This is a genomic window from Halomicrococcus pelagicus (assembly GCF_051917725.1).
In the GTDB taxonomy this organism is placed as follows: Archaea; Halobacteriota; Halobacteria; order Halobacteriales; family Haladaptataceae; genus Halomicrococcus.
Genome location: NZ_JBQBLX010000008.1, coordinates 134,775 through 148,656, shown reverse-complemented (window position 1 = coordinate 148,656; position 13,882 = coordinate 134,775). Strand labels below are relative to the sequence as shown.

8 protein-coding genes are annotated in these 13,882 nt (G+C 66.7%); 3 read left to right on the top strand and 5 right to left on the bottom strand.

The window, feature by feature from the left end; genetic code table 11:
- Positions 1–301: 301 nt before the first annotated feature.
- Both ACTF4R_RS20010 and ACTF4R_RS20005 read right to left on the bottom strand, forming a co-directional pair.
- Complete coding sequence (locus tag ACTF4R_RS20010; RefSeq protein ID WP_440010221.1) at positions 302–2,041, bottom strand: bacterio-opsin activator domain-containing protein; 1,740 nt, start codon at positions 2,039–2,041, stop codon at positions 302–304.
- A 138-nt stretch (positions 2,042–2,179) separates the two neighbouring features.
- Entirely contained in the window at positions 2,180–4,216 is a 2,037-nt protein-coding gene (locus ACTF4R_RS20005) for an AMP-binding protein (protein WP_440010220.1), read from the bottom strand.
- A 183-nt stretch (positions 4,217–4,399) separates the two neighbouring features.
- Here ACTF4R_RS20005 and ACTF4R_RS20000 point away from each other — a divergent pair, with 183 nt between their 5' ends.
- Positions 4,400–5,332, top strand: a complete 933-nt coding sequence (locus tag ACTF4R_RS20000; protein WP_440010218.1) for a lamin tail domain-containing protein — start codon at positions 4,400–4,402, stop codon at positions 5,330–5,332.
- Positions 5,333–5,395: 63 nt separating this feature from the next.
- Here the strand turns inward: ACTF4R_RS20000 and ACTF4R_RS19995 are convergent, their stop codons facing one another.
- Positions 5,396–8,011: a valine--tRNA ligase gene (locus ACTF4R_RS19995; RefSeq protein ID WP_440010215.1), complete on the bottom strand. Its 2,616-nt coding sequence runs from the start codon at positions 8,009–8,011 to the stop codon at positions 5,396–5,398.
- Positions 8,012–8,395: 384 nt separating this feature from the next.
- Between ACTF4R_RS19995 and ACTF4R_RS19990 the strand changes: the two genes are divergently transcribed.
- Both ACTF4R_RS19990 and ACTF4R_RS19985 read left to right on the top strand, forming a co-directional pair.
- A complete protein-coding gene (locus ACTF4R_RS19990) occupies positions 8,396–9,742 on the top strand; it encodes a S8 family peptidase (protein ID WP_440010214.1) in 1,347 nt (448 codons plus the stop codon).
- 236 nt (positions 9,743–9,978) lie between these two features.
- Positions 9,979–10,620: a hypothetical protein gene (locus tag ACTF4R_RS19985; protein WP_440010212.1), complete on the top strand. Its 642-nt coding sequence runs from the start codon at positions 9,979–9,981 to the stop codon at positions 10,618–10,620.
- Between the two features lie 180 nt (positions 10,621–10,800).
- Here the strand turns inward: ACTF4R_RS19985 and ACTF4R_RS19980 are convergent, their stop codons facing one another.
- On the bottom strand, positions 10,801–12,954 hold the full coding sequence (locus ACTF4R_RS19980; RefSeq protein ID WP_440010210.1) for an alkaline phosphatase PhoX: 2,154 nt from the start codon (positions 12,952–12,954) through the stop codon (positions 10,801–10,803).
- Positions 12,955–13,262: 308 nt separating this feature from the next.
- Positions 13,263–13,691, bottom strand: a complete 429-nt coding sequence (locus ACTF4R_RS19975) for a hypothetical protein (RefSeq protein WP_440010209.1) — start codon at positions 13,689–13,691, stop codon at positions 13,263–13,265.
- Positions 13,692–13,882 lie beyond the last annotated feature (191 nt).

Below are 13,882 nucleotides of genomic sequence, written 5' to 3'. Positions count from 1 at the left end.
CCCAGCAGTCCGGCCAGTTCTGCTCGAACTCCTCGTAGATGGAGTCGTCCGAGACGTTCGCCTGCTCGACGAACGACGCCGGGGGTTCGAATCGCTCCTGTTCTTCGAGCCGTGCTTCCAGTTCGACGTTCTGAGCGTCACCCATGTGCTAGGTTCACAACTCCCATTTAGCTATATAAATGATGGAACTAATTATGATAAACTGGCGTCCCCGTCGTGTAACGCCATCTAGACGAACGTCGCGGCGTTCCACGGAAACGCGACGCTCCACCGGCGTCCGCGCGTCCGTGACGCTAAACAGTTAGTGTCGGGCGTTCGGCGTGCGGTGGTCGACGCCGTCGAAGACCGCGTCGAACACCTTCTGTTGGGCTTTCCGGAGGTGGTTGTGGAGCGTCGGCGACGAGATGGCCATCGAAGCCGCGAGTTCCTCGGCCGTACTCCCGCGAGGCCACTCGAAGTACCCGGAGAGGTAGGCGGCCCGAAGAACCGACCGCTGGCGCTCCGTCAGGTCGTCCTGGACGGTTCGCTGGACGCTAGCGGCGTTCCCGACCGGCTCCTCGACTTCGCGTTTCGAACGCAAACTGGTCCCGGGGAACGTCGCCTCGACGGCCTCGACGACCCCCCGGACGTCGACGTGCCGCGAGAACGCCCCGGTAACGTCGGCGACGCCCTCCTCGACCGAGAGTTCGCGGACCGTCCCGCCGCGCTCGACGAGGACCGTCGCGAGCGACTCGCCCGAGACGACGAACTCGAAGAGCGCGTCGTCGTCGTAGTCCCGGACGAGGCGGGCGTCGTCGACGGCGTCCGCGTCAGTCACCTTGTCGAGGACGTCTCCGACGGCGGCTCCGCTCGCCGTGACGAAGTAGAGCAGCGACTGGTCCGCGACCGGGACGACGCCTTCGAGTTCGAAGCGACAGCCGAGGTCGGTCGAGGCGGCCACGAGGAACACGCCGCCGTCGGTGCTGCGCAGCGAGAGCGCCACGCCGGTGTCCGCCAGGAGCAAGCGCTTGCGCGCGATGGCGGTGATGGTCTCCCCGACGCGCCGGCCCACGTCCGCCAGCAGCGTCCGGTCGGCCGACGAGAACGAGTCGAGGGCCACGCAGAGCACGCCGTGGACGGTCTCGTTCGACCGGAGGGGCGCGACGGCGAACGAACACCCCGAGAGCGGTCCGTCGACCGACGCGTCCTCGACGACCGCCACGCCCGAGAGTCCGTCCTCGTCCAGTGCGCCGGCGGCGTCGAGGACGTCGCCGGGAACGTCCCCGCCGGTTCGCTCCGGCGCGTCGCTCGCCCGCGTGACGCCACGCTCGCCACAGACCCAGACGGCGCGATAGGCGTCGGAGAGCCGCTCACAGACGGTCCGTCCCACGTCCTCGTCCGTGGACGCGTCCGCGAGCGCCGCGCCCAGTTCACTCACGCACTCGAGGAGGTCGTCGCTCCGCGAGACGGTATCCCGTCGCGGTCGGTCGTCCTGTCCACGGCCCGTCTCCGGCGACCGATTCGCGAAGGCGTCGACGATGTCGTCCGTGGTCGGGGCGTCGAGGTACGGGGCGAGACTCTCGAGGCTCTTCCACCCGCCGACGGCCTGGACCACCCGCGGGTCGACGTCCTCCTCGACGAGGAGTCGCCACGCGAAGTGTTTGCGTAGTTCGCGGCACGTGACGTCCCGGAGGTCGTCGGTCCGGTCGCTCACGTCGCTGACCAGCATCTGAACGCGTCGAGGCGTGACGTCGACGAACGGGTCGCGCTCGTCCAGGTCGTTTCCGTTCGCGTACTTCCGGAGGTCGTGAGCGACGTCGGGCGGGACGTACGCCTCCCGCCCGTCGCCGTCTCCCTCCGGGACCCAGAGGAGCTGGAGCGTCCCCCCGTCCGACTCGCGTTCGCGAAGGTCGACGGGGCGAATCCGGGTCAGCTCCGACGGTCCGAGCCCGACGCGGCCGGCGAGAGCCACGACGAGGTCCTCGCGGTAGGTCTCGGCCGCGCGACGCAGTCGCTCGTACTCCGACGCCGTCAGGCACTCGTCGCCGTTCTCGCCACCCATTGCGCTTCGCTATCTTTCGAGAAGACGAATAAAGTATTCGGGCGACCGGCCCCGAATCCGGACGGTGGCGCGAACTGCCGTCGAAGAACGCTCCGAAGGCTCGCTCCGGGTTTCGGTCGAATAGAAGAAGGCGAAACGCTACCGGTCGAGAAGCGACGTGAGTTCGCCGACGACCTCCGGATTCCGGAGCGCGCTGGTGTCTCCGAGGTCCTCGCCGTTCGCGATGGCCTCGAGATAGCGGCGGACGACCTTGCCGGACCGCGTCTTCGGCAGCGACGGGGCGAACGTGACGACGTCCGGCACCGCGATGGGGCCGATGCCCGACTCGACGGCCGCCCGGACGCGCTCGCGAAGCGCCTCGTCGCCCGCGACGTTCGACTCGAGGCTGACGAACGCGTGGACTCTCGCCCCCGTCACGGCGTCTTTCCCGCCGACGACCGCGGCTTCGGCGACGCCGTCGACGCCGACGATGGCGAACTCTATCTCCGTCGTGCTCAGGCGATGGCCCGAGACGTTGAGCACGTCGTCGGCCCGCCCGAGGAGACGGAGGTAGCCGTCGGCGTCCCGAACGGCGTTGTCACCGGTGTCGTACCGCCACTCGCCGTCTTCTCGCGGGTCTCGCCCGCTCGAACGGTCCCCGGTGTCTCGGGAGACGTCGACTCCCGATGGTGGGGAACTCTCGGAGTCCCCTCGACTTCGCTCCGCGCTATCGACGGTCGTCGTCCGGTGGTCGCCCCAGTCGGTCGCTTCGCAGAGCGACCTGGCCATCCCCGGCCACGGTCGGGTGAGCACCAGCCGTCCCGGCTCACCGACGGGGACTCGCTCACCCGCGTCGTCGACGACTGCCGCCTCCAGTCCCGGCAGGCATCGGCCGACGGCACCGGGACGCATCCGGTCGACGCCGGGGAGCGTCGAGAGGACGATGCCGCCCGTCTCGGTCTGCCACCAGGTGTCGACCACCGGACACTCGCCGCCGCCGACGTGCTCGCGGTACCAGTGCCAGGTCGTCTCGTCGATGGGTTCGCCGACCGTGCCGAGCAGTCGGAGCGAGGAGAGGTCGTGACGTTCGAGATGTTCCTCGCCCCACTTCCTGAACGCCCGGATGGACGTCGGCGCGGTGTAGAAGACGTCGACTTCGTTGCGCTCGATGATCTTCCAGAGGCGGTCCTTCTGGGGGTGGTCCGGCGTCCCCTCGTACAGGACCGTGGTCGCTCCGAGCGCGAGCGGCCCGTAGACGGCGTACGAGTGCCCCGTAATCCAGCCGACGTCGGCCGAACACCAGTGGGTGTCCCCGGGACCGAGGTCGAGCACCGCGTGACTCGTCCAGGTCACGTACGCGAGATATCCGCCGGTCTCGTGCCGAACGAGCGTCGGTTCCCCGGTCGTCCCGGAGGTGTAGATGAGAAAGAGCAGGTCTCCGGCGTCGCGTTCGACCGGGTCGACCTCGGTGCCCGCGTGCTCGTCGACGAGGTCTGCGTAGACGTGGTCGTCGTCGAACGAGCGGTCGTCTCCGAGGCGCTCGACGACGACCTGCTCGACCGCGTGGTCGACGGAGAGACGGGCGTTGTCGGCCGTGCTCTCGAGGTCGAGCGCGTCGCCGCGGCGGTAGTAGCCGTCGCAGGTCACGAGACACTCCGAGTTCGCGCCGGCCAGTCGCGTCGCGAGCGCGTCCGCAGAGAACCCCGCGAACACGACCGAATGCGGTGCGCCGATACGGGCACACGCCAGCATGGCGACGGGGAGTTCGGGCACCATCGGCATGTAGAGCGTGACGACGTCGCCCTCGCCGACGCCGAGGTCCCGCAGCGCCGCCGCGAACGCGTTCACTTCGTCGAAGAGTTCCCGGTAACTGTAGGTCCGCGTCTCTCCGAGCTTTCCCTCCCACGTGACGGCTGGCTCGTCGCCGCGCTCGTCGAGGTGGCGGTCGAGACAGTTGTACGAGGCGTTCAGCCGTCCGCCGGGGTACCAGCGAACAGTCTCCTCGTCGTCGAGCACCGAGTCGAACGTGCGGTGCCAGTCCAACAGTTCGGCGGCGCGCTTCCAGCACGCCGGCCAGCCGGCGTCGAGGAACGCCTCGCTGTCGGCCGCCGTGACGTTCGCCGCATCGACGAACGACGGGGGAGGGGTCACCCACTCGCGCTCGCCGGTCGTTTCGTTCGTACTGCCGTCGGCCATCCGTTCGAGATTTCGTGTAAACGACCAAAAGTATTCGGCTTTCAGGAATCGCACGACTCCTCCTGCTCGCTTCGGTCGACTGATGTCCGACGCTCGAAACGAGCCGTTGTTTTAGGTGTACTGTCGGACAGTGTTGGATTTATTTAACTGGAATATACGGAGGGAGAGCACGTCCGTTCTCTCATGAACCGCGGGGCCACGATAGTCGTCGTTCTCCTGCTCGTCCTCTCCGGGTGTGCGGGACTCGAGGACCCGAACGCGACGACCACCGAGACGACGACGGAGGCCCCGACCGACGGAACGAGCTATCGCGTCGAGGTGGTCGAGGTCGTCGACGGTGACACGTACACGGTCGAGTTCCCCGACGGCCACACCGAGGACGTTCGATTGCTCGGCGTCGACACGCCGGAGGTTCACGTCGAGAACACGCCGGACGAGTTCGAAGGCATCCCGACGACCGAGGCGGGGCGGGACTGGCTGCGGGACTGGGGCCACAGGGCGAGCGAGTTCGCCCGAACCCGGGTCCTGGGGAAGACCGTCAGAATCGAAACGGACCCGGCGGCCGACCGCCGGGGGAGCTACGGCCGTCTACTGGTGTACGTGTACGCGAACGACGACAAGTCGGTGAACGAACGGCTCCTCGAACAGGGGTACGCCCGGCTGTACGACAGTTCGTTCTCGCAACGCTCGGAGTTCGCCGCCGACGAGCGACGCGCGCGGGACGACGCCGTCGGCATGTGGAACTACGACGCCCCGACGACCACGACGGACGGCGGGACGGCCGGGAGTTCGATTACGGTCACCGACTACCGGGCGGACGCCCCGGGCGACGACCACGAGAACCCGAACGGCGAGTACGTCACGCTCACGAACGTCGGCTCGTCGGCGGTCGACCTCTCGGGATGGACGCTCTCGGACGCCGCCGACCACCGGTTCCGGTTCCCGGACGGGTTCACGCTCGAACCGGACGCCTCCGTGACCATCTACACGGGGAGCGGCACCGACTCGTCGACCGAACTCTACTGGGGGTCCGATACGGCGATATGGAACAACGGCGGCGACACCATCGTCGTGACGGACGACGACGGAACCGTCGTCCTGAAGGAGGAACGGTAGCGGTCTCCGGCCCGCCGTCACGAACGGGGCCAGTTCCGCCTCGCGGCGTTTCCCGGCCTCTCCTCAGCGCACGAGCACGACGGCGTTCTCGGTCTGGAGGAGGTCGCCGTCACCGTCGTAGCGACGCTCCTCGCGCGCCTCGAAGCGCTCGCCGGCGAGGCGTTCGCCGGCGACGAGCAGCGCTCCGTCCCGGATCTCGAAGTCGCCGGCATCGAGCGCCGCGTCGAACTCCTCGACTCTGGAGCCGTACTCGGGGCCGAGCGTCGAGTAGTCGAGGTCGACGTCGACGACGCGCGTCCCCGTCTCCGGCGGGTCGTCGAGGCGGTCGAACTCCCGAACGTGCATCACCGAGGCGATGGCGTCCTCGAACCCGTCGACGGGACCGTACACCGCGACGTGCTCGACGTCGGCGTTCAGCGGCCGTCCCCGCTCGGCCTTGTACGTCCGGAGCGCGCCGACGACTTCCATGGCGGTCTCGCCCGCTTCGCGGTCGGCTTCGTAGCCGGCGGGCCGGGGCCACGACTGCTCGTGGACGCTCGCCTCGCCGTACAACCGGTGCCACAGCTCCTCGGTGACGTGGGGAAGGAACGGCGCGAACAGTCGCAGGAACCGTTCGTGAGCGGTCCGGAGCGCGAAGTCGGTCGACGGCGCGTCCCGTCGCTTGGCGATTTCGAGGTAGTCGTCGCAGAACGTGTGCCAGAAGAAGCTCCGGAGCCGGTCCCGGGCCTTCGAGAACTCGTACGCTTCCATGTGCCGGGTGATCTCCGCGGTGACGTCGTCCAGTTCGGCGAGCAGCCACTCGTCGAGCGCGTCCAGTTCCGCCGGTTCGTCCGGGTCGGCGTCCGCGAGCGAGTCGACGAGCTTCGAGGCGTTCCACAGCTTCTGGAGGAGCTTCTTGCCGGTGACGAGGTCGTTCTCCGTGAACGGGAAGTCGTCGCCGATGGAGGTTCCGGCCGCCCAGTAGCGGGTGGCGTCGACGGAGAACTCCTCCAGGACCTCTCCGGGCGTGACGACGTTCCCTTTCGACTTGGACATCGCCTCCCGGTTCTCGTCCAGGACCATCCCGTTGAGCATGACCGCGTCGAACGGCACCTCGCCGGTGTGCTCGTAGCACTTGACCACCGTGTGAAACAGCCAGAAGCTGACGATGTCGTGGCCCTGGGGCCGGAGGTCCATCGGGTAGAGCTGCGGTCGGTCCATGGCGAGCGCGTCCGTCGCGGCGTCGTAGTCCCACCCGGCGTGGACGAGCGGCGTCAGCGACGAGGTCGCCCACGTGTCGAAGACGTCCTCCTCGGGGTCGAAGCTCCCGCCGCCACAGGCCGGACACGCGTCGACTGGCGGGTCGTCGGAGAGCGGGTCCACCGGGAGGTCCGCCCGCTCGGCGAGAATCGTCTCGCCGCAGTCCGTACAGTACCAGACCGGAAACGGGACGCCGGAGTCCCGCTGGCGGGAGATACACCAGTCCCACTCCAGTCCCTCGACCCAGTGACGGTACCGGGTGAACATCTTCTCCGGGTACCAGTCCATCTCGCGCCCGAGTTCGAGGTACTCGTCGGTCTTGTCGAGGAGCTTCACGTACCACTGGTCGGTGACGAGGTACTCGACGTCGGTCTCGCAGCGCTCGTGGACCTGAACGGCGTGGGTGATCTCGCGCCGTCCCTCCACGTACCCCGCCGCGTCGAGGTCGTCGACGATGGCCTCGCGGGCCTCGCGGGTGGACAGACCGGCGTACTCGTCGGCGACGTCCGTCATCGTTCCGGACTCGTCGATGGCGATCCGGAGCGGCAGGTCGTGGGCCTGGTACCACTCGATGTCGGTCCGGTCGCCGAACGTACAGCACATGACGACGCCCGTCCCCGTCTCCCTGTCGACGCGTTCGTCGGCCAGAACCGGGACCTCGTGGTCGAAGAGCGGCACGCGCGCCGTTTCGCCGACGAGGTCCGCGTTCGACTCGTCGTCCGGGTGGACGAACATCGCGACGCAGGCGGGCAGCAACTCCGGTCGCGTGGTCGAGATGGTGACGCCGCTCCCGTCGCCGTCGACGAGCGGGAACCTGACGTCGGTGTAGTGTGCGTCGCGGTCGGCGTCCTCGGTTTCGACCTGCGAGATGGCCGTCTCGCACGCCGGACACCAGATGGTCGGCGCGTTGCGCCGGTACTCCCGGCCCTGTTCGTACAGTTCGACGAACGACAGCTGGGAGATTCGCTGGACGTCGGACTCGATAGTCCGGTAGGTGTTGTTCCAGTCGACGGAGACCGCAAGCGACTGGACGTCCTCCGTGAACTCGGCTTCGTACGTATCACAGACTTCCCGGGTCAACGCCTGGAACTCGTCGCGCTCGTACTCCTGGCGGCGAACCGACAGCTCCCGTTCGGTGAGCCGTTCCGAGGCGATGCCGTTGTCGTCGTAGCCGAGCGGGAAGTAGACGTCGCCGTCGCGCATCCGGTGGAACCGGGCGACGAAGTCCTGGAGCGTGAACTGGTAGAGGTGACCCATGTGAAGGTCGCCGGAGACGGTCGGCGGCGGCGTGTCGATGGTAAACGACGTGTCCGCGTCGTCCGCCCCTCCGTACGCGTAGGTGTCTTCCGCTATCCACCGACGTTGCCACTTCGATTCGACCGCCTCCGGTTCGTACTCGCCTTCGATGCGCTCTGTCGTTCGCTGCTGTGTGTTGCTCATGCTGCGTTTCGCGGTGATCGCGCTGGTCGTAACTACGGGTCGCCTGCCGTCCGGACTCCAGAGAAGAGAGTGCCCCCTATCGGGGGGCTACGGCCGCGGCGGAGACGGACGCCACCCCGTATCGGTCGCCTCGGCGAATCGGCGTCCTCATACACCAGCGGATATGTTCAAACCTCTTGAATGTTTTCGAAGGCTATCGGTACCGGCGGGTTCGGGTCGACTACGCGGACTCCACGGACGGCGGCCAGCGTGGAGTGCGTCGACGAGCGCGTTGCCGAACCGCCCGACGCGGCGCGCTCGCGAGTGACGGACTCCGACCGGAGGACTGAATTATCATTTTTAGCTAGTTATATTTAAAACAGATTAACCTCTATAGAAGATGGGATGTACGAACACTCACGGCGAACGGTCCTGAAGACGGGTGCGGCGCTCGTAGGCGGCGTCGCGGCCGGAACGACGGTGACGACCGCCGAATCGCGCGGCCGATACGTCGTCGACACGGCGTCGGTCGGCGACGAGCAGGGTATCGACGTCGTTCACCGCCTCGACCAGGTCGGCCTCAGCGTCGTCCGCGCCAGCGAACGCGACGTGAAACGACTGGACGAGCGATACGCGGCCGACGTCGTCTTCTCGCGCACTCGGCCGACCCGCGGCGGGGCGATGTCCGCGACGGCCGGCGCACGGGACGAACCACTCTACTCGCTCCAGTGGGACAAGCACGACCAGCACGTTCCGGAGGTTCACGAGCACACTCGCGGCGAGGGTGCCCGCGTCGCGATCATCGACACCGGCGTCGCGGCCGGTCACCCCGACCTCCGGCACGCGGTCGACGCCGAACGGTCGCGGAACTTCACCGAGGATTCCCTCGGCGCTCCCGGCCCGTACGGCGGCTATCACGGGACGCACGTCGCCGGAATCGTCGCGGCGAACGACCGAAACGAGCGCGGCGTCGTCGGCAGCGCGCCCGGCGCGGAAATCGTCGACTGTCGGGTGTTCTCCGAGACGGCACCCCAGGAGACGCTGTCGGCGTTCTTCGGCGACGTCCTCGCAGCCATCGTCTACAGCGCCGACGTCGGCGCGGACGTCGCGAACCTGAGCCTGGGGGCCTACTTCACGCGCGAGGGCCTCGGCTCGTTCTGGGGCAAAGCGCTCAATCGGACGACCACGTACGCCAACCGGCGGGGGACCCTGCTGGTCCACGCAGCAGGTAACGTCAGCGTCGACCTGCAGCACGACAAGGGGTTCGTCGATTCGAGCGAGAGCGCCCAGGGCCTCGGCGTCAGCGCGACCGGCCCCGTCGGCTTCGGATGGGGCGAGGACGGTCTCGAGGAACCGTACCACAGTCCCGCGTTCTACACCAACTACGGTACGAACGCGGTCGACCTCGGAGCCCCCGGCGGTAACGCGAGCGAGGCGGTCCTCTCGATGAAGCCGGAGAATCGACCGGAGAACTGGCGACGGGACTTCGTGCTCAACTGTCTCGCCGTCCCCTCGTTCGGCGAGTCCGGCGAGTACCAGGGCGCGAGCTACGAGTACGGCTACCTCGCCGGCACGTCGATGGCAGCGCCGCAGGTAACTGCCGCGGCGGCGCTGGTCGCGAGCGCCAATCCCCGGTACGACGCCAACCAGGTCGAGTCGACGCTCACGCGGGCGGCCGCGGTACCCGAGGGGTACGAGAAGGCGTACTACGGGTCCGGCTATCTCGACCCCCTCGAAGCCGTGACGGAGTGACGGCGGTCCGCTCTCTCGGATCCGTGGTCGCGCTCGCCGACCCGGGCCCGAAACCGTCCTCGAACCGGGTCGTACGCTCGGTCCCGTCGGCTCGCCGGAAGGCCCGGGCGTAGAACTCGACCCCGGTACGGACGTCGTCGGGACGCCGCGACCCGGACACTGCGACGACTTACGGGATTCCTAAACGGCGTATTACGGGATACATAGTAAACATACCCCGGACATAACGGGAGCGCATGGAGCGCCGATCACTGATGACGGTAGCAGTCGTCGTTACCCTCCTGCTTGCAGGCTGTAGCGGTCTCGACCCGTCTGGAAACACCTCCACGACGGACGCCTCGACGACCGCAGCGACGACGACCACGACGCAGACGACCGAGCCGACTACCACGACCACGTCGACTTCGACCACGTCCACGACGACAGAGTCGTGGTCGAAGCCCGCGGCTCCGAACAAGCCGTTACAGAACAAGATGGACGAGGAGGACCGTGACCGGATGAAGAGCGTCCAGACCGAGACCAGGGCCGGCGGCGGCTTCGACCTGACGGTCACGGCCGACACCCGGATGGAGGACGTCGACCCCGCGGACCACGGTACCGTGGTCGGCGAGCCGTACTTCCTCGTCTACGCCGGCGGGTCGCTCGACAACAAATCGCGGTTCAGTTACGTCAACGGTACGCTCGCCGAGCGGTCGAGCGAGGTCACCCAGAAGGAGAACGGCGAGTACACGCTCGAGGTCGACTCCGAGGCGCTCGAGAAGGCGAACGTCGAGGAGGGGAAGGTCGAGGTCCTCGTGCTGTTGATGGACAAAGACAGCGAGTGGGACGACATCTACGGCGTCAGGAAAGTCACCGTCGAGTACTCGTCCGGGAAGTGACGGTCAGGGCTGGAACACGCGGACTGAAGCCACCGTAGCCGGCAGTACCGAAGCGGAACGCGATTCAATCGACGGCCGTACTCGAAGAGGGAGAGAGGACTACTCCTCACCGCTCGCCGCTTCGGCGACCGGTCGCACGGATTCGCCCGCGTCGCCGAGGTGCGCTTCCCGTACGTCGAGCTAGCATCCGGAGTCGCCTTCGTCGCCACCGGATGCGCGATTGCCGGCTTCGTCGGCCGTCTCGTCGTCACCGGTTTCGTCGTTAGCACGACCCTGGCCGTCCGTTGCAGGGTCGTAGACGTACAGACAGTCGTTGGCGTACGACCGTCCGAACTGATCTGCGTCTTCACAGCAGAGGACGCGACCGTCGTCCATCACGTAGACGTTGTCGACGTTGATGAGCGCGTCGTTCGCGACGTCGGCCGGGTCGCTCGCGTCCGGGCCGACGATGACGGGTTCGAGCGTCGAGACGTTGTAGTCGTCCTCGAGTTTGCCGCGGTAGACGACGCCGCCGTCGACGCGTTCTAGCTGGACGTCGCCCACCGTGGCCATGTCGTCGTTGAGCTCCGAGATGGCGAAGTAGACGTAGTCGCCGGGGCCGGCGTCGTCGACGCTGTCTACGCCCTCGGCCTTGTTGAACTCGATAGTGGCACCGACCTCCTTGGCGGCGGCACGGGTCTCGAGGAACGGGACCTTCCGGAGTTCCTCGTCGACACCGTCGGGTCCCTCGCTCTCGTACTGCTCGGCCCACTCGATGATCTCCTCGTTCGTGACGTAGTTCCGGTTGCCGTTCTCGATGACCTCCCCGTCGGCCTCTTCGACCGCCGCGTCGAGGTCCTCTCGCCAGTCTGTGTCGGCGTGGGTTTCGAGGTAGTCCTCCTGGGTGACGTCGTCGTACTCGGCGATCCAGGATTCGACCTCTGCGTTGGTCGCGTGACCCAGCTCCATCCACTCGAACTCGAGGTCGACGTTGGCAGGGGGGACGTTCTTCGCCGCCTCTTCGTTGGTCACCTTCGGGGCGTAGAGCGTTCCGGCGACGTCCATCGGGTCGTCGTAGCTCGGTATCTCCTCGTCGGCGACGAACTTGTAGATTCCCTTGCTGTCACCGTCCGAGCAGCCGTAGACGGTGCGCAGGTCGTTCTGGACGTCGGGCGACTCCCAGGCGGCCCGACCCATCACGTAGTACTTGACCGGCTTCGGGGTCTCTGCCGTCGGCTCGCGGATGTCGACGTGGTAGCCGTAGCGGTACGGATTCGGGTAGCAGTCGCCGATGGGAGTGAGGGTGTTACTCTCCTCGTCGTCGGAGTCGACCGCCGAGTCAGAGCGCTGGTCGACGCGTTCCGCACCGAGGTAGTACGCGAGGAATTCGAGCCCCGTCAGCGACCACCAGCCCTGGATTTCCCACGCGTCGTCGCCGTAGTACCCTTCGACCGCCTCCTGGATCTCGTTCGGATTGGGTCGATTCCAGAACTGGCCGGCTCCGACGAGCCCCTTCCCGGTCCCCTTCTCCTCGATGTCGCCGACGGTCGCCGTCAGGGAGACGCGAGGATGGGAGTAGTTCTCCTCGGAGGAGATCATCGTGTTCCACGGGCTGAGGTCACCGTAGCAGTTGATTCGCGTCCCGCCGAGGTCGCGCAGCGCGTCCGTGTTCGCGACGTTGATCGCGTTCTCCAGGTCGGCGTTCCACTCGCCGTCCTCGTCCCGGCTGAGCGGAATCCGGGAGACGTTCCCCGGGCTGTTCTCCCAGTTCGTGAACAGGTATCCCTCGGTCCCCGACTCGTTCGTGGCGACGAACTGGTTGCAGTCGGGGTTGTACGCCGCGTCTCCGTACTGCGTGCCTGCAAACTCGTCCTGGGTGATGTCTCGTCCGTCCGGCGTCTGCGCCACGCCGAGGCGCTCGGTGCCCCCGTTGATGGGGTCCTGTTCCTGGGCGAGGAACTCGTAGTCGGCGTCGGCACCTCGAACCACTCCTTTCTCCTCGTTCGTCTGTGGTATCGACAGCTCGTCGAAGTCGTCGTTGTCGCCGTCGAGCGAGAACTGGAACCCCGAGAAGTAACCGATTCCCGATTTGTCGTACGGTGCCGGGTTGTCCCGGCTCGGGTGCTGGAGGCTGTAGAGCGGCGTTCCGTCCTCGAAGACGAACGGTCCGGTGACCTCCGCCCCGAGCGCGGTCGACGAGAACCGCTTGAGCTCCCCGTTCACCCAGGGTGCGCGCGCCGTATCCGCGTCTTCGGGCGACCCTGCACTCCGACCTCCGGCGCCACCCGAGACGCTCGCCCCGAGAGCAGCGGCCACTGACGTTGCCATCAACTTCCGTCTGGTGAATTCAACCATGCAGGTGTGTGGTTACACCACCCAGGCAAGTAAATTTATATGTTGGATAATTATATATATTATGTGGTAATACCCTGGAAAGCTCTATATACCGATTTGCTCGACACTCGGTGGTGCGGGGAGCGGTCACCTCGATTCGGACCGGGATTTCCGACGGACGACGACCGGTACCGCGGTCGCTTCCCGGCCGACGGACGAAGCTCCGGATGGTACGAAGGTGAACGCCGAGAACCGCGTCGGTTCGCGTCGCACGCCCGAGGAGCGGTACCTGCGGACGACGACTCCTCCGCTCGCAGGCGAGCGAAGCGCTACTCCTCGTCCAACTTCGCTGCGCCCTCGCGGATCTCCCGGGCGCGATTTCGAACCGCGGCGACGTACCGTTCGACCTTCGTGGTCTTCTTGCCGTAAAACGAGGCGACCCAGTTGATGTCGGTGTACGGTTGCGTGAGGAAGTACGCGGCGAGCGTGTCTCGGCCGGCCTGGATTATCTCCGGTGGAACGCCGCGTTCGCCCGTTCCGGCTTCCTCGAACCCGTTCACGTCGAAGTAAACGTCGGCGTACAACTCCGCGAGGTCGGGGTCGTCGAACACGACTTCCCTGTGACCTGGAGCGTCGAATCGATACTCGCTCCCCTCTCCGGACGGGGGAGACCGCTCGACGATCCGGACGTCCAGTACGTACTCTTCGAAAACCGATTCGTCCTCCCGGGTGGAAACGTTCTGGTTAGCTTCTGACATCGTTCGTCCTGTGGCGGTCCGCCGATTTCCGTCGATTCCGAGCGGCGAACGCGGAGTACGGTACAATAGAGGACGACCACTAATTAAGTTCTTTCGCAAGTTGAATATATACCGCTATAGAGGAATGCTCTCGCGGCTCTCGACGGGTCTGCGGCGGTCGGTCGCGCGCAGCACGTCCGACCGAGCGAGAG